The 24,633-nt window shown below is 42.9% G+C and carries 19 protein-coding genes; 7 read left to right on the top strand and 12 right to left on the bottom strand.

Going from position 1 to position 24,633, the window contains the following annotated elements; genetic code table 11:
• Positions 1 to 40: 40 nt before the first annotated feature.
• Both FD723_RS09345 and purC read right to left on the bottom strand, forming a co-directional pair.
• Positions 41 to 2,560 (bottom strand): BamA/TamA family outer membrane protein, encoded by a 2,520-nt coding sequence (locus tag FD723_RS09345; protein ID WP_179065086.1) that lies wholly within the window; start codon positions 2,558 to 2,560, stop codon positions 41 to 43.
• A gap of 125 nt (positions 2,561 to 2,685) precedes the next feature.
• Positions 2,686 to 3,423 carry a phosphoribosylaminoimidazolesuccinocarboxamide synthase gene (gene purC / locus FD723_RS09340; RefSeq protein ID WP_179065085.1) on the bottom strand — a complete coding sequence of 246 codons (738 nt, stop codon included), beginning with the start codon at positions 3,421 to 3,423 and terminating at the stop codon, positions 2,686 to 2,688.
• Between the two features lie 668 nt (positions 3,424 to 4,091).
• On the opposite strand from purC, the gene FD723_RS09335 reads away from it, so the two are divergent.
• Positions 4,092 to 4,367, top strand: a complete 276-nt coding sequence (locus FD723_RS09335; RefSeq protein ID WP_179065084.1) for a hypothetical protein — start codon at positions 4,092 to 4,094, stop codon at positions 4,365 to 4,367.
• A gap of 50 nt (positions 4,368 to 4,417) precedes the next feature.
• Here the strand turns inward: FD723_RS09335 and FD723_RS09330 are convergent, their stop codons facing one another.
• From FD723_RS09330 to FD723_RS09310, 5 genes are all read right to left on the bottom strand, one after another.
• On the bottom strand, positions 4,418 to 6,988 hold the full coding sequence (locus FD723_RS09330; RefSeq protein ID WP_179065083.1) for an adenylate/guanylate cyclase domain-containing protein: 2,571 nt from the start codon (positions 6,986 to 6,988) through the stop codon (positions 4,418 to 4,420).
• 158 nt (positions 6,989 to 7,146) lie between these two features.
• Positions 7,147 to 8,277: a glycosyltransferase family 1 protein gene (locus tag FD723_RS09325; RefSeq protein ID WP_179065082.1), complete on the bottom strand. Its 1,131-nt coding sequence runs from the start codon at positions 8,275 to 8,277 to the stop codon at positions 7,147 to 7,149.
• Positions 8,278 to 8,283: 6 nt separating this feature from the next.
• Positions 8,284 to 8,928: a DUF4291 domain-containing protein gene (locus FD723_RS09320; protein WP_179065081.1), complete on the bottom strand. Its 645-nt coding sequence runs from the start codon at positions 8,926 to 8,928 to the stop codon at positions 8,284 to 8,286.
• Positions 8,929 to 8,940: 12 nt separating this feature from the next.
• Positions 8,941 to 10,095 (bottom strand): NAD-dependent epimerase/dehydratase family protein, encoded by a 1,155-nt coding sequence (locus FD723_RS09315; protein WP_179069093.1) that lies wholly within the window; start codon positions 10,093 to 10,095, stop codon positions 8,941 to 8,943.
• A 212-nt stretch (positions 10,096 to 10,307) separates the two neighbouring features.
• Entirely contained in the window at positions 10,308 to 10,838 is a 531-nt protein-coding gene (locus tag FD723_RS09310) for a hypothetical protein (protein WP_179065080.1), read from the bottom strand.
• 141 nt (positions 10,839 to 10,979) lie between these two features.
• Here FD723_RS09310 and FD723_RS09305 point away from each other — a divergent pair, with 141 nt between their 5' ends.
• The 6 genes from FD723_RS09305 (at position 10,980) to FD723_RS09280 (ending at position 19,530) form a co-directional block, all read left to right on the top strand.
• Positions 10,980 to 11,771, top strand: coding sequence for an FHA domain-containing protein (locus FD723_RS09305; RefSeq protein ID WP_179065079.1), 792 nt, complete (start codon positions 10,980 to 10,982; stop codon positions 11,769 to 11,771).
• A gap of 200 nt (positions 11,772 to 11,971) precedes the next feature.
• Positions 11,972 to 12,325: a hypothetical protein gene (locus FD723_RS09300; protein WP_094350627.1), complete on the top strand. Its 354-nt coding sequence runs from the start codon at positions 11,972 to 11,974 to the stop codon at positions 12,323 to 12,325.
• Positions 12,326 to 12,403: 78 nt separating this feature from the next.
• Positions 12,404 to 13,915, top strand: coding sequence for an AAA family ATPase (locus FD723_RS09295; protein WP_179065078.1), 1,512 nt, complete (start codon positions 12,404 to 12,406; stop codon positions 13,913 to 13,915).
• A 141-nt stretch (positions 13,916 to 14,056) separates the two neighbouring features.
• On the top strand, positions 14,057 to 14,407 hold the full coding sequence (locus FD723_RS09290; protein ID WP_015136553.1) for a DUF1257 domain-containing protein: 351 nt from the start codon (positions 14,057 to 14,059) through the stop codon (positions 14,405 to 14,407).
• 1,087 nt (positions 14,408 to 15,494) lie between these two features.
• Positions 15,495 to 15,812 carry a DNA-binding transcriptional regulator gene (locus FD723_RS09285; RefSeq protein ID WP_306297016.1) on the top strand — a complete coding sequence of 106 codons (318 nt, stop codon included), beginning with the start codon at positions 15,495 to 15,497 and terminating at the stop codon, positions 15,810 to 15,812.
• Between the two features lies 1 nt (position 15,813).
• Complete coding sequence (locus FD723_RS09280) at positions 15,814 to 19,530, top strand: PAS domain S-box protein (protein ID WP_179065077.1); 3,717 nt, start codon at positions 15,814 to 15,816, stop codon at positions 19,528 to 19,530.
• A 60-nt stretch (positions 19,531 to 19,590) separates the two neighbouring features.
• Here the strand turns inward: FD723_RS09280 and arsC are convergent, their stop codons facing one another.
• The 5 genes from arsC to FD723_RS09255 all read right to left on the bottom strand — a co-directional run bounded on the left by arsC (position 19,591) and on the right by FD723_RS09255 (position 24,525).
• Positions 19,591 to 19,986, bottom strand: coding sequence for an arsenate reductase, glutathione/glutaredoxin type (gene arsC, locus FD723_RS09275; protein WP_179065076.1), 396 nt, complete (start codon positions 19,984 to 19,986; stop codon positions 19,591 to 19,593).
• 56 nt (positions 19,987 to 20,042) lie between these two features.
• A complete protein-coding gene (locus tag FD723_RS09270) occupies positions 20,043 to 20,477 on the bottom strand; it encodes an ArsI/CadI family heavy metal resistance metalloenzyme (RefSeq protein ID WP_179065075.1) in 435 nt (144 codons plus the stop codon).
• A 31-nt stretch (positions 20,478 to 20,508) separates the two neighbouring features.
• Positions 20,509 to 21,573, bottom strand: coding sequence for an ACR3 family arsenite efflux transporter (arsB, locus tag FD723_RS09265; RefSeq protein WP_179065074.1), 1,065 nt, complete (start codon positions 21,571 to 21,573; stop codon positions 20,509 to 20,511).
• Between the two features lie 459 nt (positions 21,574 to 22,032).
• Positions 22,033 to 22,359: a helix-turn-helix transcriptional regulator gene (locus FD723_RS09260; protein ID WP_179065073.1), complete on the bottom strand. Its 327-nt coding sequence runs from the start codon at positions 22,357 to 22,359 to the stop codon at positions 22,033 to 22,035.
• Positions 22,360 to 22,725: 366 nt separating this feature from the next.
• Positions 22,726 to 24,525: an ABC transporter ATP-binding protein gene (locus FD723_RS09255; protein WP_179065072.1), complete on the bottom strand. Its 1,800-nt coding sequence runs from the start codon at positions 24,523 to 24,525 to the stop codon at positions 22,726 to 22,728.
• Between the last annotated feature and the right edge of the window lie 108 nt (positions 24,526 to 24,633).

Here is a 24,633-nt window from a genome sequence, read left to right as displayed (position 1 = left end):
GTGATTCACTAATGACCAATGACCAATGACCAATGACAAATTAGAATCTTTCGCCAATACCGAAATTAATCCGACTGTCACCCACATCGTTGATACCGTAGTCAATACGAATTGGCCCCAGTGGAGACTGGACGCGAACGCCAAGACCATACCCGAAACCACTACCATTTTTGTTTAACACTTCAGCTGCTCTAGTACTAGTTCCCAAGTCACTGCCGAGATCAAAAAATAGTGCGCCGCTGACTACTGAAAAAACTGGAAACCGATACTCAACTGATGCTTGCACATAAGAGCGTCCACTACCTAATGCTCCTTCTTCATAACCACGAACAGAGTTGCTACCCCCAAGGGTAAAAGCTTCGTAGGGAGGCAAGTCACCAAGGATGGTTCCTGCTTGCAGGTTAAATGCTAAGGTTTGTGCCCCTTTGCTGAAACTAAGCAGCTTGATGGGTAAATATTGGCTGTAGCTACCCCGAAATCTGGTAAGGAAAATGTTGCCTAGTCCGACGGGAACCGACTGATCAATCCCAAAGCGGAGATAAGAACCGCTAGTGGGTTGTAGGGGGTTATTACGGAGATCGCGCTGTGCCCCGACTTGCAGCAGTAGTAAATCGTCTTGACCTCCTGGAGACAAGGTAAGTGGAATTTCGATTGGTTGACCGTTGCTGGTAGGGTTTCCATTCTCATCAAGAGGAACTCCATCATTATTGAATACCGCTCCTGTTTTTTTGAGATTGCCATCGGCATCACGGGCGGAAACTCGCTGATACTGTATACCTGCTGAGGCAGTCCAGACGGAAGTTTTGTAAGGATTGGAGGACAGGGGACGGGTAAAGGTAACACCGCCGCCTATACGGAGAATGCGGGGGCGATCCTGAGAATCTGTATTAGTGGGATTAGCTGGGTCAAACGTCCTAACATCTTCATCTTTGCCATCAAAAATCAACGAAATAGAACTACGGCGGAAAATATTGGTTGTGTAGGAAGTCCGGTAAGGATCTCCTGCAATCCAGGGATCGGTATACCGCAGGTCAAACAGCAGTTCTCGTTCTCCCACCTGTACTTCTGCGCCCAGTTTTTGGTTTCGACCGTTCAGGTTTTGCTGTTGATAGCTTACTGTTCCAAAAAGTCCGCTGGCAGAACTAATCCCTGCCCCAGCTGCGATCGAACCGCTGCTGCGTTCAGCTACATTTACTACTACATCTACCTTGCTGGGGTCAGTACCAGGGTCAAGGGACACATTCACATCTTCAAACAGTCCCAGCCCATACACACGCTGTAGGTCTTTTTGTACTGTGTTGCGATTGAATACTTGTCCTGGCTTCAGTTCTACTTCTCGTGTAATGATGTAATCTTGTGTTCGTCCCCGAATCGGTTGTCCTTTCTCGTCTGTCTCTTGACCATCTTTATTGCGGAACCGGACTCTAATATTTTCTACTACCCCTTCTGCTACTTGCAAGGTAACAACTCCGTTTTCAGAGACTTGTGGCGCTCCAATCACGTTGGCTAGTACGTAGCCTTGGTCTTGATACCGCTTGTTTAACTGCTTGATGCCTTCTTGCAAGTCACGCAAGTTGAGGATTTTGCCATACTGCTCGCGAAATACCTCATCTACAGTATTAGCTGGTAGTACAGAAGCGACACCAGTGCCAGGATTGGCTTGCACTTCTACTTTGCTAAGAACAGGGTTAGGCTGCACCACAAAGCTGACTCGCACTCCCAAGGGGGTATCTTCTGGCGTTGCTTGGACGTTGGAGAAGAAGCCAGTACCAAAAATGGCGTTAATATCTTCTTGCAGTTGGCTACGGGTTGTGGTTTGCCCTGGTTGGGTACGAATTACTTTGTAAACTTGGCTTTCTAGTTCTGGTGATAGTTGCCCAGCCTGTGATTTAACTACTACTTCCGACACCAGTACGCGGGGGTCATTGGCTTCTGGGGTTGTGTTGGGTTGAGTATTTCCCGGAGTTGTAGTCGGTGGGTTAACATTCTGCGGATTGGGAGTAGTGCCTGGGCGTGGGGCAGGTGTTCTTTGTTGATTATCTGGAAATGGAATGTCTGGAGTACTTGATGGTTTTGGAGTTGTGGGTAATAAAGGTTCCGTTGTCGGTGGATTGACATTTTCTGGGACTGGAGTAGTCTCAGGTGTTGGGGAAGACGCTGGTTGTTGAATTTCGGGAGCGGGAGACGGCTGTTGAGTAGGGCTGGAATTGAGTTGAGAAGTTTGTGCCGTTTTTGGTGTTGTAGAGGCTGACACTTTTACCCCTGGAGTCGCGTAGGCGTAGCCCAACCCAGGTATCGCTGCTGGATTGGCAGGGTAAATTGCAATAACGCGGGATTGGGGACGCTCCCCTTCCATAACCGCTGTGGATTTAGATAGAGATTCTAGATTTTTACTAGAGTTAACCTGACCAGTGTCCTTTTCTGGCTGCTGATTTGTTTCTAGTGTCAAAACTTCTGTTGTCTGTTTTGAACTGTTGGCGGTTTCGGCATTTGCACTCAATGAACCACCCAAAGGGGCTGCAATTGCCACTGCTGCCAGCAATACGGGGGATAAACGCATTTTACTTATATTCCTCTTCACGACCACACACCATCACAAATAGTCATTAGTCATTGGTCATTAGTCATTGGTGAATAACAAAGGACAAATGACAATCCACACGAGTTTAATTGATTTTTATGCACTTAACTATTACTCTCTACTGCTTTTAGCACTCTTTGTAAAACTTCCTGGTAGGCATCCTCTACTTTTCCTAAGTCCCGACGAAAGCGGTCTTTGTCCATTACCCGGCGGTTTGAGTCTTCTTCTGCAATATCCCACAAACGGCAGGTGTCGGGGCTAATTTCATCTGCCAAGAGCAACTGCTGTTGTGAGTCCAAGCCAAACTCTAGTTTGAAGTCTACTAGGGTAATGCCGCACCGCTGCCAAAATTTATTGAGAAATTCATTGATTTGCAATGCTAGATGTGTAATTGCGTCTACTTGTTCCGCAGTAGCTAGTTCTAGCAGGTACAGACGATCGCGTGTCAACAAAGGATCTCCTAACTGATCGTTTTTGTAATAAAACTCAACCAAAGGCTGTTTCAGAATTGTACCCACTGATAATCCTGTTTGCTGACACAAACTGCCAGCAGCAATATTTCTGATTACTACTTCTAAGGGGAAAATCTTGACTGCCCTCACTCGCATCTGATTTGGGGCAGGGCTGTCGATAAAGTGAGTCTTTATACCATAAGCCTCCAACTGTTTAAAAAGCTGGCTGGAAATGCTACAATTGATTTTTCCTTTACCTTGGATACTGCCACGCTTTTGGGCGTTAAACGCCGTGGCATCATCCTTAAAATCAGCCAACAGGACTTCTGGATCGTCCGTTGTATAGAGAATTTTCGCTTTGCCTTCGTATAACTTGGAATTAACAGACATGGTGGCAGGTAAAGTTTTAGGCGATGGACAAAAGTTGTCCTTTGAGGCTTCACCATTTTATCTTTAGTTATTAACTATTAGCCATTGGTGATTATTTTAATGAGGGAGCAGGCAGCAAGGAAGAAGAATTTTCCCCTCCGCACCCTACTCCTGTGCCTCTTTCCAATGCCCAATGTTTAATGCCCTCTTTTTGGTGATTCTTCAGTAGCTAGTTGCCAGAGATTCAGAACTAAATCTCTAACTTTTAACAGAGGACAGTTTGCTTTTCTACATAGTATATTTACTTAAGTAAGCTTATAAAATAAAATGTACTTATTGTTGCAAATATAATTTGCTAAGATATTTGGGTATGTTTTAGTATGTATCTAATTGTTTCGACTGAAGTTGATTACAGTTTGAACTTCATAAATTAAGATGAGATAAATTGACAACTGGGAGGAAAGTCAAATATTCCCTCTGGTTACTTTAGCAGAAGCTTTTTTGTAACATTTACAACAAAAATATTTTAAGCTTTATCCTCTAGTCTCAAAATCTAAATTGACCAACTCCTGCATCAACAATTAGGAAAAGGATTTGGGTGATGGGTCTACCCCAGTCTCACAAAAGTAAAAATTAGGTTAGCTAGTGATTCAGCTTCAGAGATTCAAATAGAAGGAGAACTAAAGAAATTGGAGAATAAAATAGTGAACAAGGATGATTTTCTCTTCCCTCGTGGTCGCTACTACGGTCAAGTAAAGCCGGAAAACTTGGTTTTTAATGCAAATTTACAGGAATTTGCTCAACGGGTCAGCTACATTTGCAACTTAGAAACAGGTGGAAAACTACCTCCAGGTGCAGCTTACGAACAAATAAAGGATCTATGGAAACAGTTGAAACGCTCAAAAAAAGAGCTAGGGATTGGCGAAGATCCGTTTCAAGATGACCACGGAGAGGCTAAAGGTTGAGCCAGAGACGCAGAGAATTGGGCATTAGTCAGAAGGAGAATGACTAATGACTACTTAGAAAGCATTGTCCAGACACCATCCCAGGACTCTGGAGGCGGAGTTTGTTGATAATTCCTCGCACGTTCTAGGTGGATATCAACAGCTTGGTCTTGGGGTTGGATGCATTTGGCGGCTTCAAAACAGGCGATCGCTTGTGAGAAGTTGCGCGATAAATAAGCAGCGCGTCCAGTATGATAATGAAACAAAAACTCTTGAGTGTTGGCATCTAGGGGAGTAGTGCGATCGCCAATTAACTCGTAGATATTAACTGCCTGGTGTTTCCCTTTGACTCGAATTTTATCTAATTGGCGCACCCAAATGCGATCGCTGCACAATTGGTAAGTAAATTCGCTTAAAATAATATCACAGCCATAATCCTTTGTTACTGCCTCTAAGCGCGAACTCAAATTTACACCATCTCCAATGACGGTGTAATCCATTCGTTTGCGGGAACCAATATTACCCGAAACCACATCCCCAGAACTAATCCCAATGCCAATACGAATTTGTGGTTGCGCCTGGATAATTCGCCGCTGGTTAAATTCCTCCAAGCGTTGTCGCATATCTAACGCTGACTGCACAGCCCTCCAAGCATGATTTTCTGTAAGTGGTAACGGCGCACCAAATACTGCCATTAAGGCATCTCCAATAAATTTATCGAGAGTACCTTCGTGGTTAAAAACCGCCTCTACCATCGTTTCAAAATACTGATTTAGCAGCAATACCACTTCAGCTGCACCAAGATTTTCCGTCAGTGTTGTGTAGCCCCGGATATCAGAAAATAAGATGGTTACTTCCTTGCGCTCGCCTACCATTAAAGCATCTTCTCCCAGCGCCATCACTTGTTCAGCGACATGAGGCGTTAGGTAGCGAGACATGGTAGTTTTCATCCGTTTTTCCTGACTGATGTCTTCCAACACCACCAAACCACCGCGTACACCGCCTTCTGGGTTAGTCAGGGGATTCACAGTGAGATTAGTACTGCGCTCTAATGTTTGTACCTCATCAGCAGTGAGAAACTCAGATTGGGGAATGAGGGGTTGATTCCAGGGAATGAAAATATCGGGGTTAGTGCGATCGCGTACTGCTAAAATTGAGTGATGAGTCCCGCTACTGCTAACAGCACTCAGCACTTGATAAAGTCCCACCATCAAACTTTGCTCTGGCACATAATGTTTAGCTCCAGTTTTGAGACTATCTTCTAGTCGCATTTGGAGATTTTCAATCGGCACAACTTCCCAAACTAGGCGGCCAATCAAATTTTGTTCCCACAAAAGCTTGTTATTCTTGCTATTGGCGTCTCCTATCGGACAACCCAGCAACTCCAATGCTGCATCATTAATCGTGACAATTTGTCCTGCCATATCTGTAGAAATCACGGCATCTGACAGACTTTGTAAAATATCTTTTTGATACTGTTTTTCTAATAGCACATTTTCAAACAGACGAGCATTTTCTAAGGCAATTCCGGCTTGATTATTAAAAGCCCGCATAAACTCTTCATCAGAAGCAGTAAAACTCCCTTGTTGCTTATTAATTAATTGCGTCACACCAATCAATTCATTTGCAGAATTAAATACTGGCAAACACAGAATATTGCGAGTTACATAGCCAGTTTTTCTATCTGTCGTTGGGTCAAAACGGGGGTCTTTGTAAGCATCAGAAATATTTAAGGCTTCACCAGTGGAAGCTACATATCCAGCAATGCCACGGTTAGCAGGAATGCGGATTTCTATCAAGTTTGTGCCATCTGCCGCCGCTGCCACTTTCGTCCAGAGTTCGCTCATCTCTTTACGATATAAAAATAGTGTACTGCGGTCTGCCTGCATGAGAATTCGGGCTTGTTCCATGACTATTTGCAAAGTTGCTTCTAAATCCAGACTTTGCCCTAGTGTCTGAGTTGCCCGTAACAAAGCCGTTGCGCCTCTTTGATTACGAGCAGCAACATAAAAAGATTGGCAGCTTTCTAGAATAATACCAATAGAGGCGGCAAAGTCTCGAAAACGTTCTTCATCATCATGATTAAACGGAACATTCCCGGTTTTATTAGCTAGTTGTACTACCGCTACAGTCTTATTTTTACTACTAATAACGGGCATACATAAAATGTTATGTATTTTGTAGCCCATTTGTTTTTCAAGCTCTGGGCTAAATAGCGGATGAGTATAAGTTTCAGATATATTGAGATATTGACCTGTACTCGCAACATGACCAGGGATACCCACTGTAATGGGAGTACGAATTTCTAAGAATTTTTGAGTATTATCTTGGGGAACTTTCGACCACAATTGACCTTTGTCATAGTCAACTAAAAAAATAGCTGTATGTTCTGCTTGGAGAATTTGACCGATTTTGAGTGTGATGGCTTCTAATACTTTCTCCAACATAGTTTCTAGAGCTTCATTATTGATTAGTTCAATAGCTCTCAGAAATTGCTGGAACTCAGCAGTTATAAAGTCAAGTAAGCAAACAAATTCGTTAACAGATAAGTCTTTAACGCGACGCAGTAGGGCGTGAGTACGATTAACTTGAGTTAGTTCAGTTAATGTAGCCAAGACGCTGCCAGGGTTGGGGAGTGTCACGTCGCTTCGCTCCGAATTAAAAATTCAAAATTCAAAATTAATAATTACCATAAATAAATGGGCTTGTATCATGAGTCTGTTTCGGTTATGGGAATTTTAGATTTTAGGCATTGGGCAATAATCTTTCTTCTTCCCGTGCTAGCTCATCTCCCATTACCCTATTTTGTCAAGTCTTGAGAAAATATCACTTTTTGATAGTAATCTTGTAGCTGTCTGGTCGCAGCTGCCCAACCCCAACTTTCTGCTTCCTGACGAGCATTTTTGCGGATGATATCTCGTTGTTGTTTTTGTTCTAAGAGGCGAACAGTAGCAGCTAATGCCCCTTGAATATCTGCTGTTGGCTCAAAAAGATATCCATTTACGCCATCTGTCACAATATCGGGAATTCCCCCAGAACGGGCTGCTACCACCGGACAGCCAGCAGCCATCGCTTCTAGTAATACTAAGCCCAGTGTTTCTGTACGGGAAGGAAAGATAAAGGCATCAGCACTCGCAAAGGCAGAACCTAATTCTTGTCCCATGAGATACCCCACAAAATAAGTGTTTGTACCAGCAAAGTGTTTTTGCAATGCTTGACGGTGGGGCCCATCCCCAACTAATGCTAACCGCCCTTGGGGAATTGCTTCTAAAATTGGTTTGATGCGCTCAATCTCTTTTTCCGCCGAAAGCCGCCCAACGTAAAGTAGTAATGGACTTTCTGGATGATTTTGCGATAAGCGCGATCGCATCTCTACACTAGCTAAATCGGGGTGAAATAATTCTGTATCTACTCCGCGCTGCCATAAATCTACACGTTCAATACCGTGTGCTGTCAGTTCCTCAACCATTGCTGTGGAAGTACACAGATTCAAAGCTGCTTGATTATGAGCGCCTTTTAGCAGTTCCCAAAGAAACCCTTCTAACATAGCCAAACCGTAATGTTGGAGATATTGGGGTAAATGGGTATGATAAGACGCCACCAAGGGAATTTTGAGGATTTTGCTATAAAATATACCTGCTAAACCCAAAACTGCTGGATTTACGACATGAATAATATCAGGCTTAAACTCTTCTAAAACATAACCAATAGCTGGGCGGGGTAATGCCATTTGCAATTCTGGATACAATGGCAGAGGAAAGCCAGTAACACCGTAAACTTTAGCGCCTTTGTGTTCTGTGATGCCTCCATCTGGGGCAATCACCAGCACTTGATTACCACTGCGCTGTAGATGGTCAACAGTATGGCGTAGGCGCGTTACAATGCCGTCAACCTTGGGTAAAAAGGTTTCGGTAAATAAAGCAATTCTCATAAAAAACTATTCAGTCCAGGCAGATAATCTCAGCTTTGCTTGCGTTTCGGTATCAAACACAGAATAGACTCTCTCCTGTGGTGTAATCAACTCTGCACAGTCAGATTTAATGTTTTGCCTCTGTTTTTGTACAAAGTCCGAGATGTTCTCAATGTTCACAATCCAATCTTTGGCATAAGCAACTAGTACTTCACCACGTAACCCTAACTGAATAGCGCGTCTTTCTAATTTTGTCCCAGTTGGGTGATGGTCTGGGTCCCATTGTAGACGGACTTGTGATTGCTTCAATGCTTTTTGCCATATACTTTTATCGGGATAAAGTTCTGGAACGTAGCTGGAATGAACAGCCGCCGCTAAAATTTCATTAAAAGCCGAACGCTTAATCCAAATAGCTAACACTACCTCTTGTCCATTTTGTGTACCCCATCCAGAACGATACATCATCCAGAGGAAGTTAGGTTTTATCCAACTCATACGGTCAAAACTAAACTCACCACCAAAATAACCATAGGTGGCGGCGAAGTTACCAATAGATGGACGATACGCTTGATAAACAACAATTGAATGGTCGTCATATTGTGCTAAAATATGACGACCATTTTCAGGCCAATTACTGACTTGAGTTAAATAAGCTTCTGTTATCAGCCGCACGCAGAGTTTACCCTAATTTCTGTGCCAAGAGACTTTAGGCAGAATTTGTTTGTGATCAACTCGTTTCTGATACTTAATGGCAAAGTTTAACAGAGAATCGAGGAGAGAATCAGAGAGCAAGTGAGGCTGTAAACCTAAATCAAGCAATTTGGTGTTTTTCGCGTTGAAGTAATGTTCTTCCTTCTCAACTCTGGGATTATCTAGGTGATTGATTTCTACGTTCAACCCGATAGCGTTACCAGCTTTTTTCACCATCAATGCCAATTCGCCAACGCTGAATTGTTCGGTAAATTGATTAAATACGCGGAATTCTCCAGCTTCAGCAGGGTTAGCGATCGCTAATTCCACACATCTCACTGTATCCCGAATATCCAAAAATCCGCGAGTTTGCCCACCTTTACCGTAGACAGTTAACGGATGTCCAATGGCTGCTTGAATACAAAAGCGGTTTAGTGCAGTACCAAACACACCATCGTAATCTAGCCGATTAATCAATAGTTCGTCTATCCCCGTTTCTTCGGTTAAAACGCCATAAACTACACCCTGATTTAAATCAGTTGCCCGCAATCCCCAAATCCGGCAAGCAAAGTGGATGTTATGACTATCATGGACTTTGCTTAAATGGTACATTGACCCAGGCTGCTTGGGATAAGGTAAGGTATCCTTGCGTCCATTGTGTTCAATGGTGATATACCCTTCTTCAATGTCGATGTTGGGTGTACCGTATTCTCCCATTGTCCCCAGCTTCACCAAATGACAGTCGGGGAAATCTTCGCGCATTGCGTACAGTAAGTTCAACGTCCCAACTACATTATTGACCTGGGTGAGAACTGCGTGTTCTCGGTCAATCATGGAAAATGGGGCTGAACGCTGTTCACCAAAATGCACAAGAGCATTTGGTTGAAATTGCTGTAATGTTTTATGGAGAAATTCGTAATTTGTAATATCGCCGATGAACAAGTCGATCGATTTACCTGTCAAATCTTGCCAGCGCTGGAGGCGTTGCTGAATTAGTGCGATGGGAGTAAGAGTTTCGACACCAAGTTCATTATCCCAGTGCCGCCGCACCAAACTATCTAAAATTCCAACTTCATAACCTCGATTGGAAAGGTAAAGAGCAGTTGCCCAACCGCAATATCCATCACCACCAATAACCAGGACTTTCATTTTCACTAGTTTTTACTCGCTGATAGCTAAATTTATCAGGTTTCTGTCCCCTCTCAATCATCATTCTGAGGGAGATGTGGATTTTGGGGATTGGGGATTGGGTATGGAGAAGAGGCAGAGGGGCGGGGTGCTGCTGTTGCTGGGGGAAAACTCTTCTCCCTAGCTCCCTGCTCCCTTGCTTTTTCATCTCCTTTATCCCCATACCCCATACCTCAAGACTTCGTAATCCGATACTGCTGGGCAATGTAATAAAACAAACGATAGTAATCTTGAAATTTTTGGCTCTTGCTTCGTCCCCGCAAATGGTATTTCACTTGACCCTGAGTTAGTGTCAGTGTCATGGAACCTACTTGTTGATCAACTTCTACAACTACCACCCCAGAAACTCCTTGAGTGGTTTGAAAGTTTGGTTGTATCTTTTTCACAGACTCTTGATCTGTAACAATCGAATTTGGTAGCTGATGACTTGCCCATCCCCGAATTTCCACTGATTTGTCCTGTGGTGAAATAAACGCAATTCCATCATCGTTTGCTGGGGCTGCTAAAGGAGTCCAGGTACTCGGATATGGAAATTCAAAGCCATAACGAGAGTTAGTATAAGTTTTCCAGGCGATCGCTCCAGCGTTAAAATCATTTGCAGTACAACCCCACAAAATTATTAACAGGGCAATGACTCCGCTAACGCTGGCGGCAAACCGATAAATTCTTCGCCCCAAACTACAAGTTTTATTAGCAGTAGCCATTTACATTACACTTTTTGCCAAGATCAATACCTTGCACTAAAAAAGCACTCATTAAAAGTTCAATATTCTTTCAGGATATTTACCATTCTCTTTTAAGCTCTCAGTAGAGAAGCTTATAAAGAGTGCTTTATCAGACAGCTTATGTACAGTGCATCTCAGACAGCCGAGCTAACTTTAGAGCTTTTTCACTTCCAAACCAACACATCTTTACAATTTCCAGCCAATCTTTCGGTAATTTGTATCGGTAAGCCAAACGACCAAAAACCACCAGATATTGATATTTCTGGCTTACCAGATTCGGATGTGGCATCTCGCATTCACGCGCAAATTTGGAGAAATGGAGATGAATACCATATCACCGATTTGGGCAGTTCTAATGGCACATACATTAACGGCACGAAACTTCAACCTCAAGTTTTTTGTCCACTGCATCCAGGAGACAGAGTTTCACTTGGACAAGGAGACAAAATAACTTTCATGTTTAGGGTGCAGCAGCACTCTGCATCTGCCACAAAAAATCCTACACCAAACTCTGCACCAACAAAAATTACAGCACCTACCATCGGTAAAGAAGAGGAAGATCAAGTAATTCTTGCTAGTAAGCTTATTGGTTTAGGGCTAATTCTAGCAGGGATTACTTTTTTAAGTACAAGCATTTATATAAGTGTTTATTTACGCAGCACACCTGGGATTTTGCTGTGTATGGGAGGTATAGTAGCTCTAAATTGGGGTGGACGCGATAATCGGATACTGGGATGGGTGTTGATTGGCATCGGAATTGCCCTCTTCATCGCCAGTGGTGTGGTAATCGGTTCAGTGTCTCTTTTTTCGATGCTCGTGTCATTCGCTGGCGTTTCCTGTGGATATCAGTTGTTTACAACCGGAAAGGTGTTCAACTTTAATCCGCTGACGCTCCAAATCACTAGAAAATAAGCCAAGCCCGGCAATCATTACTTTATTGTTGTTGGTTTAGCGATCGCTAATTCCCAGTTTCAGCCTGATTCATTAGCATCTCATCTCCAAATATAAATAAATGTAACGAAAGTGCCGTTAAAACGTTTTACTGTCTTGACAAGCAAGAAAAGAACCGATAACTTGATATACATACCCGGGTAAGACCGTTAAAGAGTTATATGCAAACGCAAACTAAGCAAAAGGTCACTTTGTATTTATCGTCAGAGTTGCACAGAAAACTGAAGATTCGTTCAGCAATCGATTCCGAGCCAATGTCAGAACTTGCCGAGCGTGCCCTTGGTTTTTACCTGTCTAATCAAGAATTAGTTGACGAGTTAGAAGATTCTAGTTATGGGCGGACTCATAGAGTTTATTCATGCCCGACTTGTGATAGCTCACTAGTATTACGTGATGGGGAACTGGTTACTTTAGGCAATCAACCAGGAGTAGTTGGTCAAGAGCATCTTTCTATTGATGAGATGGATGAAGATGAAACCAATCCCAAGGGCGAGGAAGAGTTAGTTCCTTGCTAGATAAATATTCATGATTTGGTTGTCTTTACCAGAAGTAATGTCTCTACTGTCTCTATAAGGTCTCAAGTAGGTCGAAGTATGAAAGAAGAGCTCAATATCCTAATTCAAGCTCAATACCCTTTAATCTACCTTGTGACCTCCGAGGAAGAGCGGGCCGAGCTAGCAGTTTCCACAATCGCCCAGTTGTTAAAGCCCCAGCGCCGAGTATTTATTTGGACAGTAACGCACGGGATTGTCGAGTATGGTCAGCCCCGGAATGTTACTCAACATAATACCGTGTCTCCAGAGGCGGCGATTGAGTGGATAATTCGGCAGAAAGAACCAAGTATATTTATTCTTAAAGATTTACACCCCTTTATAGATGCGCCTGCGACTAACAGATCGCTACGTGATGCGATCGCTAGTTTCAAGGGTATGCAGAAGAACATCATTTTGATGTCTCCAATGCAACAAGTACCTATAGAACTGGAAAAAGAAGTTGTCGTTCTCGACTTTACATTGCCAGATATGGCTGAGTTGAACAAAGTCTTAACTCACCATATAGACCAAAATCGTGGTCGCCGACTGACAACAGAAGCCAGAGAAAAACTTCTCAGAGCCGCTTTAGGTCTAACTAAAGACGAAGCTGAAAAAGTCTATCGTAAGGCACAGGTAACTACAGGGCGTTTGACGGAAGATGAAGTAGATATCGTTTTATCTGAGAAAAAGCAACTAATTCGGCGCAATGGCATCTTAGAATACATTGAAGAAGATGAAACCATTGATGCTGTAGGTGGCTTAGAAGAGTTAAAAAGATGGCTCAAGCAACGCTCTAACGCCTTTACAGAAAGAGCGAGAGAGTATGGTTTGCCTCAACCAAAGGGGATGTTAATTTTAGGAGTTCCCGGTTGCGGTAAATCGTTGATTGCCAAAACTACTTCCCGGCTGTGGGGTTTACCACTGCTACGGTTAGATATGGGGCGAGTCTACGACGGCTCAATGGTGGGACGAAGTGAGGCAAATCTGCGAAACGCCCTGAAAACAGCAGAATCTATTTCCCCAGCGATTTTATTTATCGATGAATTGGATAAATCCTTTGCTGGTAGTGGAGGTTCATCTGATTCTGATGGGGGGACTTCAAGTAGAATCTTCGGCTCCTTCCTTACATGGATGCAGGATAAGAAATCACCAGTGTTCGTGATGGCAACTGCCAACCGAGTAGAACGCTTACCTGGCGAATTCTTGAGGAAAGGACGCTTTGATGAAATATTCTTTGTCGATCTGCCAACACCGGAAGAACGGCAGCACATTTTCAATATTCACCTGACGAAACGCCGTGAAGACATCTCTCGATTCGATCTTGAGCAACTAGCCAAGATGTCTGACGGATTTTCTGGGGCAGAAGTTGAGCAAGCGATCGTTGCGGCAATGTATGAAGCTTTTGCCCAAGATCGGGAGTTCACCCAACTAGATATTATTGCTGCACTGAAGGCAACATTGCCGCTGTCTCGAACGATGCAAGAACAAGTAACGGCTCTGAGAGATTGGGCCAGACAGCGCGCCCGCCCCGCAGCATCCTCCGTAGCTGAATATCAGCGAATGGAGTTTTAAAAGCTTTCCTCTGCCATCCCAGGGGGAAAGGCTAGCTGAAAATGCTAGCAGTTATAAGAAAAGCCGCATCCTGTTAAGCGCGGCTTCGCCCAAAACAAACCGTTGTCGTTTTTCTCAATCTTCTCATTGGAGGAAACCCAAATGTCTCACTTTAGCACCCTGCGTACCAAAATCACCGATGCCGAAATCCTCAAGGCTTCCTTGCGCGACCTCGGTATTAGCGTAAAGACTGAAGCTGATGTCCGTGGTTATAACGGTCAGCGTGTCCGTTCTGACATCGTTGCCGTGTTGGAAGGCGAATATGACCTCGGCTGGTCTCGCAATAGCGATGGTTCTTTTGACCTAATCGCTGACTTGTGGGGCGTTGCTAAGAAGCACAACCAAACCGAGTTGATCAACTCAATCAACCAAAAGTATGCCGTTAACAAAACTTTGGCTGAAGTAAAACAGCGCGGTTTGCAAAACGCCAATGTGAAGTTGGTATTGCAATAACAATTTCTCTGCGCGTTCCCAAAGCTGCACGGGTTAACCATATAAATAGCGGTTAGCCCGCTTTTTTATCGGGACTGAGATTTATTTCTCAGTCCCGATTTTTATAAAATTGTATTCTTCAGTCGCACTCAGCTAAACATGAATAAGTCTAGCTCATCTACATTGTGAATAATAAGCTATGTTAGGTTGAGCTTCGGTACGTATTCTGTCTTTAATTTCTGCGTTATTTCTCTTTAATGCTTTCTCATGGTGAGCTAGTGTCTCATCGACTTTACCTATTTTTACATCTGAATAGTTAGATAATCTCGGTCTAACAGTTTGGCTAAATGGATGACCAGACATTTGCTCTATTTCTTGAACTTTTTCTTGTAATTTTTGAGCAGTACGAAGAGCGATTTAGCATTACGAATACCAACTTCTACTTGTTCAGCTATTTTACCGTGTTTTGTGCTTGTATTTACCAAGATATTTTCAGGAGTAGCTAAAAAATCACGGACTTTATCAACTTCTTGAATAGCTCTAAAAAAGGCTTGATCTTGTTTACTTGTGTAAAATATTCCTGAAATTCAAATCCGGTTGACATTACTCGAACCTTGCACCTAGATGGATTAAATCTTACCCTAGCTCGAATTGTGCCACTTTGTTTCCAAGCTGATTGCTGATCAGGCAAGTCCGCTTGTCAATAGTATTTGAGACGCGCTAACCCTGAGAAGCAATCGCAAGATATCGGATTGCTTCACTTCACTACGTTGCGCCCGCAATGACAATTTGTAACTTGAGTTTGATATAACTTGCATATCTGGGATGCTCACGACGAAAAGTATTAACTATAACTTATATATAGGTTATTTATATATAAAATTAGCTTTGGTATAAATGATGGAAAGATTACGCACCACAAAGTTTTTGGTTGTGTGCGATCGCTGAAAATTATTAGTCAAATCGGCAATTATCTTACTATTATCAATCGCTTATTAGACAAAATTTAATGTTTATTTTATATATAGCTTCTACAGTGAACAGTAATCCGTGAACACTGATAACTGAATATTGGTATTTCGCCAAAAGATGAAATTGATAACAACTGATGATTCTTGAAATTCTTCCTCAAGCTGGAGACAAATGGCGAGACACCTGTCCTACTCTTCCTACTATGGAACTAGGAAAACCAGTCAAAATTTCAGATTTAATCCGTGAACTTCGGCAGCAACTCGATCTCTCTCAAGAAAAGTTTGCAGCCAAGTTGGGAGTTTCTCTGCGAACAGTAAATCGTTGGGAGAACGGATCTACAGTGCCTTCACAAATGGCACTAAAGCTAATTGAAGAAATGTTAGAGAAGATGGGCGAACCCAAAAGACTGATGAACGAGTATCTCCCAAAACCGGAGCAACGGGAGGACTCTTAAGATGATGGTGAAAGTACCAGAAAAAATTTTGATGATGCGTTCTCGGTTAATAGCTTATGGTGTGATGATTTTGACAATCATAGCGGCGCTACTGTTGACAAAACTGTTACTGCCAGTTTTTGAACCGAGCGTATTTACATTATTTTATGCAGCTGTAGCAGTGAGCGCCTGGTATGGCGGTATGAGACTGGGAGTATTAGCGATCGCTTTATCGGTTGCAATCTCGCTCTATTTTTTGATGGAGCCAGTCTACTCCTTCCATTTCCTCAGCCTGAAAGTTTTGGTACAACTAACCACATTCTCACTCGTATCTTTTTTAATTACCGCCCTTTCTTCAGAGTTACAAACTGCTAGACGCAAAGCAGAGACAAGCCTAAACTTGTTGCAAAATAGCGAAATGCGGTTTAGCCGACTGGCAGAATCCAACATCATTGGGGTTGTCGTAACTGATATGAATAATGGCTCGATCGTGGAAGCCAATGATGCTTTTCTGAACATGATCGGCTATACGCGAGAAGATTTGTCTGCTAATCAAATGAACTGGCGCGAGATTACCCCGCCTGAGTATCTGATTTTAAGTGAGCGTTTAGTGGCAGAACTGAAAACTACCGGAGTCTGTAAGCCTTTTGAGAAAGAATACATTCGTAAAGATGGCGATCGCATTCCGGTTCTGCTCGGTTCTGTAATGTTGGGAGACACTGAAGAAACCGTCATTGGCTTTGTTGTTGATTTGAGTGTACGCAACCAAGCAGAAGTAGCATTAAAGCAAGCTAACGAGCGGTTTGAGTTAGCCGCCTCTGCCGTCAATTGTCTCATCTATGATTGGAATCTAGAACAGAATACCGTTGAAAGAACCGAGGGGTTAACCCGAATTTTGGGCTATTCCCTCGCAGAAGCTCAACCAACGGGTAATTGGTGGTGTGAACTTGTCCATCCAGAAGATTTGCAACGTGTACAAGAAGAGGCGGTAGTTGCTTTGGCAAATAGCGATCGCTATACTGCTGAGTATCGAATTCGCCACCAGAATAATCAATATATACACGTATTAGATCAGGTGGTAGTGGTACAACGTGATGCTGATGGAAATCCAGTACGCTTAGTTGGTAGCACTACAGATATCAGCCCTCGCAAGCAGGCAGAGAAGGCAATTCAAGCAAGCGAGGAGCGGCTCAGGAGTTTTGTCAAAGCGAATGTAGTTGGTATTATTTTTGGTGATGTTAATGGTAGCATCACGGAAGCCAACGACGAGTTTTTGCGAATTGTCGGCTATACCCAAGAGGATATTCAAGCAGGGAAATTACGATGGGCTGATATTACCCCCTCTGAGTATCTTTATTTAGATGAACTAGCTATTGCTGAGGCAACAGCGAAGGGAACCTGCACTCCTTATGAAAAAGAATGTATTCGCAAAGATGGTTCCATCGTGCCGGTTGTCGTTGGCTATTCCCTTTTGGGAGAATCTCGTCAGAAATCAGTCGCATTAATTCTGGATATTAGCGATCTCAAACAAGCGAAAAAAGCGCTGAGTCAGAGTCAAGAGCAATTTCAAGCTTTTATGGATAATATCCCCGCCGCCGCCTGGATTACCAATGCAGAGGGGCGTGTACTTTACCTCAGTCCAACTTATTTGAGGACATTTAATTTAGCAAAAAATAAGGCGATTAATAAAAACATTGTTGACCTCTACCCAGTCCAAATCGCTCAACCCCTCCTCGATAACATTAGAATAGTTGCCGAGACGAATCAAGTTATTCAAACTATCGAGTCTGCTCCACGCACAGATGGCACTCTTGGCGAATTTTTGATCTATAAGTTTCCCATTGCCGATGCATCTGGGCAACGCCTAGTAGGGGGAGTTGCGATTGACATCACCGAACGCGAACGCGCCCTTCGCGAACGTCAGCTTGCAGAACAAGCCTTACAAGAGCGCAGTGAACGACTTAAACTCCTCTCAGAAACAACCAGTGATTTGCTTTCAACCGAGCGCCCCTTGGATCTCATGAACAGCTTGTTTAGCAAACTATCGGCGCAGATGGATTTGCATTTTTACTTTCACTATCTAATTGATACACACGAAAACAAGCAGAAACTTCGATTAGTGGCTTGGAACGGTATTACTGATGAAGTATTTCAAGCAATTGAATACCTGGAATTGAATGAGGGGATGTGCGGACTAGTGGTGCAAGAACGCCGTCAAATCGTCGTCAATAATGTGCCGCATTCTACCCATCCAAATGCTCACATTCTCCGTGCTTTAGAAATTACAGCTTACGCAGGTCAACCATTAATTGCTCAGGGTAAGCTGCTTGGTGTCCTTTCCTTTGCTAGTCGCACCCGTACTCACTTTACTTCTGGGGAAATTGCTCTATTACAAGCAACTTCCGATCAGGTAGCGGTTGCTCTGGAACGCGCTCAGTTAATGGCTTCGTTACAGCGACGGAAGGAAGAATTGATCCAAGCTAACCGAATCAAAGATGAATTTTTGGCGGTTCTTTCTCACGAACTTCGCACGCCGCTAAACCCAATCCTGGGATGGTCGAAGTTACTCCAAATGAAAAAGTATGATGAAGCAACCACTACTCGCGCTCTGGAAACCATTGAGCGCAATGCCAAGTTGCAAACTCAATTAATCGAAGATTTGTTAGATGTATCTCGCATTCTGCAAGGTAAACTGAGTCTGAATATTGCTCCTGTGAATCTGGAAACTGCGATCGCCGCAGCCATAGAAACTGTACGTCTAGCTGCTGAAGCCAAATCTATTAATTTGAAATTTACAATTTTAGATTTTGAATTAGAAAATTCTGACAGAAATTTAGAATCGATCCATTTTAATCAGCAACCAGACAATCTCAAATCCCCAGTTCAAATTGTGCTAGAAACACCCCAAAGTCGCAACTCCAAATTTTTAGTAACAGGTGATTCCAGTCGCTTGCAACAAGTTATCTGGAATTTACTTTCCAATGCGATTAAGTTTACACCCCAAGGTGGACAGGTAGAAATCAGTTTACAGTCTATTGGTTCTCAGGTTCAGCTGCAAGTGCGTGATACAGGTAAGGGAATTAGCTCTGACTTTTTACCTTATGTCTTTGACTACTTCCGACAAGCTGATGGCGCAACCACTAGAAAATTCGGCGGACTGGGATTGGGATTAGCTATTGTTCGTCATATTGTCGAGTTACATGGCGGCACAGTTAAGGCAGAAAGTTTCGGTGAAGAACAGGGAGCAACCTTTACAGTCATGTTACCGCTGATCGAGATCGATCTAAATAGTCACCAAGTTGTCTCTCGACCTGATGATTTGCCCGATTTAAATGGGTTGAAAGTTCTGCTTGTAGATGATGAGCGTGATACGCGAGAATTAATTGCTTTTATTTTAGAGCAATCTGGCGCGGTAGTAATTCAGTCTGCATCGGCGATAGAAGCACTAGGAATTATGCCTCAGTTCCAGCCAAATCTGCTGTTAAGCGACATTGGAATGCCGGAAGTAGACGGCTATATGCTGATTCGTCAAATTAGAGCGATGTCACTAGAAGAAGGAGGGGAAATTCCGGCGATCGCCCTGACAGCTTATGCTGGTGAGGCTGATTATCAACAGGTAATTGCCGCCGGATTTGAGCGGCATATCACCAAGCCTGTGGAGCCAGCTAAATTACTTCGAGCGATCGCTAACCTAATTTATCAGAAGAATTCAGAACTCAGGAGTCAGAATTCAGTATGAATTCTATAGGAGTATTCTGAATTCTGTATTCTGACTCCTGTTTTATAGTCGTAGCAATTATTAATTGAGTCTCTCAATTAAGTTTACAACTCGTTCCTTAACTTCATCTCGAACGCGGCGAAAAGTTTCAATTGATTGCCCTGCGGGGTCATCAAGTTGCCAATCTTCAAACACCTCTCTTAATACCCACTCTTCAGGTAAATTAACACCACAACCACATAATGAAATCACAGCATTATAATCATCAGCATTGAAATCACTTAAAGGCTTAGAAGTTTGATTGCTAATATCAATCCCAATTTCCGCCATAACCTCAACAGTGACAGGATCTACCTCACTTGCTGCCAAACCTGAACTAGCAACAGCAACTTTACCTTCTCCTAATATTCGCGTAAATCCCTCTGCCATTTGCGATCGCCGCGAATTATGCTTACAAACAAACATTACCTTCTTCATCAATTCTTACCTTTGCGTCCTTAGGGTCTTGGCGGTTCGTTTTCTCTTCTTTCTTTTTACCCACAACACGACTTATTAACAGCCTGTCCCACCACCAAATTTTGTTCTGGCGTTGTATCTCCCACCTTCACCACAAAGACTTCCCAGCGATTCCCATCTGGATCTGTTACCCAAACTTTATCTTGCAAAGCGTAGCAACAATCAGTATCATCCTCAGTAAATAATGCCAATCCTGCCTCCGTAAACCTTTGGATAGCCGATCGCACTTCTTCTGTACTTTCAACTTGTACACCCAAGTGAGACAATGCACCACCAACCTGAATACTAGATGCTAAATTTAGTGTTAGATTTAACGCTGGACTAGAAATATCAAACTTGGCGTAGTCATGCTTATATTTCACAGGTTCGACGCCAAACATTGCCCGATAAAATGTTACAGACTTCTCAATATCAGTAACATTCAAAGCCACATGAGTTTTTAGCAGTGCCATAATTTTGCTCCTCGTCGGATTTTTCAAATATTTAAAAGGTTCTTGACTCAGATGTTGTAAAATAACGTTTTTCAAACCAGAAAGCAACATTAACCAGACCAATCAACACAGGCACTTCTACCAGAGGCCCGACAACAGCAGCAAATGCCACACCCGAATTAATGCCAAACACTGCGATCGCCACTGCGATCGCCAGTTCAAAATTATTTCCGGCGGCTGTAAACGCAACACTGGCGGCTCTAGAATAGTCTGTCTTAATCTGCCAAGCCATATAAAAGCTGACCAGAAACATAATGACGAAATAGACGATCAGCGGAATTGCAATCTTCACTACATCTAAGGGTATCTGAACAATCAAATGGCCTTTCAAGCTGAACATAACCACGATTGTAAATAGCAGAGCAATCAGCGTAATCGGGCTAATTTTAGTCACAAATTCCTCATGATACCACTGCTTGCTTTTCACTTTTACTAAAAAGAAACGAGTGAAAAATCCAGCTAAAAAGGGAATACCAAGATAGATAAATACACTTTTAGCAATCTCGGCAATGCTGACATTAACAACATTGCCTTTTAACCCAAATAATGGCGGTAGCACAGTGATGAAAAACCAGGCATAAGGACTATAAAAGATGACTTGAAAAATACTATTAAAGGCAACCAATCCAGCCGTGTACTCTGTATTACCTCGTGCCAAATCACTCCAAACAACTACCATTGCAATACAACGGGCTAATCCAATCAGAATCAATCCCGTCATATATTCTGGATAACCGTGTAAGAAGATTGCCGCCAGAGAAAACATCAAAATTGGCCCAATAATCCAATTCTGAAGTAGTGACACACCAAGAATTTTTCCGTTGCGAAATACATCTCCTAACTCTTCGTATCGCACCTTAGCTAGTGGCGGATACATCATCAAAATTAACCCGATGGCAATTGGTATATTGGTTGTTCCTACTTGGAACTGGTTGATAAACGCTTCTACTCCCGGAAAAAAATAGCCAATACCAACACCGATTGCCATTGCTAAAAAAATCCACAAGGTCAGGAAGCGGTCAATAAAGGAGAGGCGTTTGGAAGTTTTTTTGTTCATTAGAGAGTTCATACAACTGGCATTATTCAAAGTTTCATCATGAACAAGTTGGTTGGTTTGGATGATTGTCCATGCCTAAAACTATCCTTTGTAACCGTCGGCGATCGCTAAGTTTTAGTAGATGAATTGGGTGTAGCTGTGCAACTGATCGCAAAAGCCAACACTCCAAATAAGAGCGCTAATTTTTTTGCTATTGCGTTCATTGACTTCACCGTTATCGGTAATTTTGAAAGGATGTTTATATCATTTCAAAAAAACTTGATATGTCAATAACAAGCATAACACTACACATAAAAATTCATCAAAAAAAGTTGATATATAGCAATTGGGGCAATAGTTTGTAGGGACGCACAGATGTACATTAGACATCTCCGAAAATGAATGTAGAGACGTAGCACTGCTACGTCTCTACAAGTGTTTTGTTGCCCATTCTGAACTGTATTGCTTTAAAATCTTGTCCTAATCGCAGCAGGGACGCGCAGATGAGATTACCTGATTATGGGTAAAATCTGCCAAATATTTCTCTAAAATACTGAATTGGGGCAAATTCAAACTGTAATAAATCCAACGTCCTTCCTGACGGGAGTTAACTAAGCCAGCTTCTTTGAGGGTTTTGAGGTGAAAAGATAGTTTCGACTGACTTACCCCCAAGACTTCGCACAAATCACATACACATAATTCTCGCTGGCGCAGCAATTCCAGCACACTAATCCTGAGTGGTTCGGAAAGAGCATGAAAACCAGCAGCAATTAAATAAGGAATAGTAGTAGCTGAAGAAGTTGGCATCAATGATATTGATATTATAAGGATATGTTATCTCTATTTTGAACTAAAAACTATAGCTTAGGTGCGTAGCAATACCTTTCGGTTAAGGGGAAAAGGGGAACGGTAAAAGGGAAAAGAAAAACCTTTAACCTTTACCCCTTAACCTTTTCCCCAAACCCAATTTCAAGTTAAAAATGCTTAACCGAACAGTATTGAGGTGCGTAGACCCTTGTTGCCAGACATCGCGGTTTTAAAGGGCGTAAAATTATGCAAGTCTATTTTTTGGCGATCGCACTCATCAATAAAACAAAACGCTTGTAGAGACGGCGATTTATCGCGTCTCAAAAACTTTGTACCTCATGCGAAAGGAAATCATCGTATAATATTTTACTTTTGATTTTGAAGAACCACTGTGTCTGCTGCACCCAGTTGCAGAGCATAGAGGTTGGCATAGACACCTTGCTGATTGACGAGTTCGTTGTGAGTACCCTGCTCGACAATTTGTCCCTGCTGAATGACTAATACTTGATCTGCCTGAGTAACTGTACTGAGACGGTGGGCAATTACGAAACTGGTGCGACCTTGGAGCAAACGAGCGATCGCACTTTGCACTAGAGCTTCTGTGCGGGTATCGATGCTGCTAGTGGCTTCATCCAGAATCAGAATTCGAGGATTAATTAATACCGCACGAGCAATACTGATGAGTTGTCGCTGTCCTTGACTCAAAGGTGCGCCCCGTTCGCCCAATTGAGTTGTATAACCCTGTGGTAGTGAGGTAACGAACTCATGTACATTTGCTAATTGTGCAGCTGCTTCGATATCAGCTTGAGTTGCATAAGGAACTCCAAAAGCTATATTTTCGGCAACTGTGCCGGTAAACAAAATATTATCTTGCAGAACGATGCCAATTTGACGGCGCAGACTTGCTTGAGTCACACTACGCACATCAATATCATCAATTTTCACTGCACCGCCAGACACATCATAGAAGCGCAAAATCAAATTAATAATTGTACTTTTTCCTGAACCGGTCTGTCCTACTAATGCAACCATCTGCCCTGGATAGGCGTGCAAATTCACTCCTTTGAGAACCAGTTGATCTGGGTTGTAGCCAAACTTGACATTCTCAAATGTCACCTCACCTTGAATAGGCGGCATTTCTGTGGCATCGGCTGCATCTTTGAGTTCGGACGGTTCATCTAGTAATAGAAAGATTCGCTCTAGTCCGGCGAAGGCAGATTGAGCTTGAGTATAAAACTGGCTGAGAATTTGAATCGGGCGGAAAAACTGCTGGACGTAAAGTAAAAAGGATGTCACTACACCGACAGTTGCAGCTCCCGTTACCGCCAGATAACCACCATAGGCTAGGACGCCTGCGGTTGCTAGTGTGTTGAGAAAATCGATAGAGGGCAAAAAGGCCGAAGTAATTGCCACAGCCTCAACGTTGGCATCTCGATTGGCGGCGTTAAGAACGTCGAATTCTTCGATATTCATCTGTACGCGATTAAATGCTTGTGCTTCTCGCACACTGCCAATATCTTCTTCCAACTTTGCGGAAAGCTCCCCAATAGTTTGTCGGGTGACGCGAAATCTGGCTCTCGCCCAACGTGCAAATAAGCTTGTGGTAAAAATCATCAGTGGCACAACCAAATTACTCAACAAACCGAGTTGCAGGTTGATTGAGAGCATTGCAATCACAATGCCAACTAAACTGAAAGTGTTGCCTAGCATTTGAGCGACTGTCAATCCAAATGCCTGATTTACGGTGTTGACATCATTTAGCAAGCGGCTCATTAAATCGCCTGCTTCGCTGCGGTCAAAAAAGCTGAGTGGTAGACTTTGGATTTTCAGGAAAATATCTTGCCTCAATTGAGCCAGCAATCGCTGCATAATCCAGCCGACTCGAATAATTTGACCGCGAGTTGCCAAGACACCAATCCCATAGTTAAGCCCTAATAGTCCTAATAATTGCAGTAGTCCTTGCAAATTACCTTGTGCAATCAGATGATCGATCGACCAGCCAAGAAAGAATGGCCCAATTGCCTGGGTTATAGCACCAATTAATACTAATGTGATGGCGATGGGAATTTCTTTGCGATAGAGTAGCACATATTGCAAAAAGCGCCGCAGGGTGGAAAGTTTCTGACTCGTCTGCTCAGATGCAACAACAGGAAGAGTGCCTCTCATAAAAATTTTGGATTTTGGATTTTGGATTTTGGATTAAAAGTCTTTATCAAAACAGAATTCAGGAGTCAGAATTCAGAATTCAGTTGTGTATTGTCTATGAATGGGAGA

The organism is Nostoc sp. C052 (genome assembly GCF_013393905.1).
Taxonomy (GTDB): Bacteria; Cyanobacteriota; Cyanobacteriia; order Cyanobacteriales; family Nostocaceae; genus Nostoc.
The sequence above is the reverse complement of the archived record's forward strand: the minus strand, read 5'-3'. Positions and strand labels throughout refer to the sequence as shown.

Coding starts and splice junctions, on each gene's coding strand:
- FD723_RS09270 (WP_179065075.1), bottom strand. CDS start 20,477: ATGGCACTGCTAAAAACTCATGTGGCTTTGAATGTTACTGATATTGAG.
- FD723_RS09315 (WP_179069093.1), bottom strand. CDS start 10,095: ATGAAAGTCCTGGTTATTGGTGGTGATGGATATTGCGGTTGGGCAACT.
- FD723_RS09285 (WP_306297016.1), top strand. CDS start 15,495: ATGATTCTTGAAATTCTTCCTCAAGCTGGAGACAAATGGCGAGACACC.
- FD723_RS09310 (WP_179065080.1), bottom strand. CDS start 10,838: ATGGCTACTGCTAATAAAACTTGTAGTTTGGGGCGAAGAATTTATCGG.
- FD723_RS09255 (WP_179065072.1), bottom strand. CDS start 24,525: ATGAGAGGCACTCTTCCTGTTGTTGCATCTGAGCAGACGAGTCAGAAA.
- purC (WP_179065085.1), bottom strand. CDS start 3,423: ATGTCTGTTAATTCCAAGTTATACGAAGGCAAAGCGAAAATTCTCTAT.
- FD723_RS09300 (WP_094350627.1), top strand. CDS start 11,972: ATGCAAACGCAAACTAAGCAAAAGGTCACTTTGTATTTATCGTCAGAG.
- FD723_RS09290 (WP_015136553.1), top strand. CDS start 14,057: ATGTCTCACTTTAGCACCCTGCGTACCAAAATCACCGATGCCGAAATC.
- FD723_RS09280 (WP_179065077.1), top strand. CDS start 15,814: ATGATGGTGAAAGTACCAGAAAAAATTTTGATGATGCGTTCTCGGTTA.
- FD723_RS09305 (WP_179065079.1), top strand. CDS start 10,980: ATGTACAGTGCATCTCAGACAGCCGAGCTAACTTTAGAGCTTTTTCAC.
- FD723_RS09345 (WP_179065086.1), bottom strand. CDS start 2,560: ATGCGTTTATCCCCCGTATTGCTGGCAGCAGTGGCAATTGCAGCCCCT.
- arsB (WP_179065074.1), bottom strand. CDS start 21,573: ATGAACAAAAAAACTTCCAAACGCCTCTCCTTTATTGACCGCTTCCTG.
- arsC (WP_179065076.1), bottom strand. CDS start 19,986: ATGAAGAAGGTAATGTTTGTTTGTAAGCATAATTCGCGGCGATCGCAA.
- FD723_RS09260 (WP_179065073.1), bottom strand. CDS start 22,359: ATGCCAACTTCTTCAGCTACTACTATTCCTTATTTAATTGCTGCTGGT.
- FD723_RS09325 (WP_179065082.1), bottom strand. CDS start 8,277: ATGAGAATTGCTTTATTTACCGAAACCTTTTTACCCAAGGTTGACGGC.
- FD723_RS09295 (WP_179065078.1), top strand. CDS start 12,404: ATGAAAGAAGAGCTCAATATCCTAATTCAAGCTCAATACCCTTTAATC.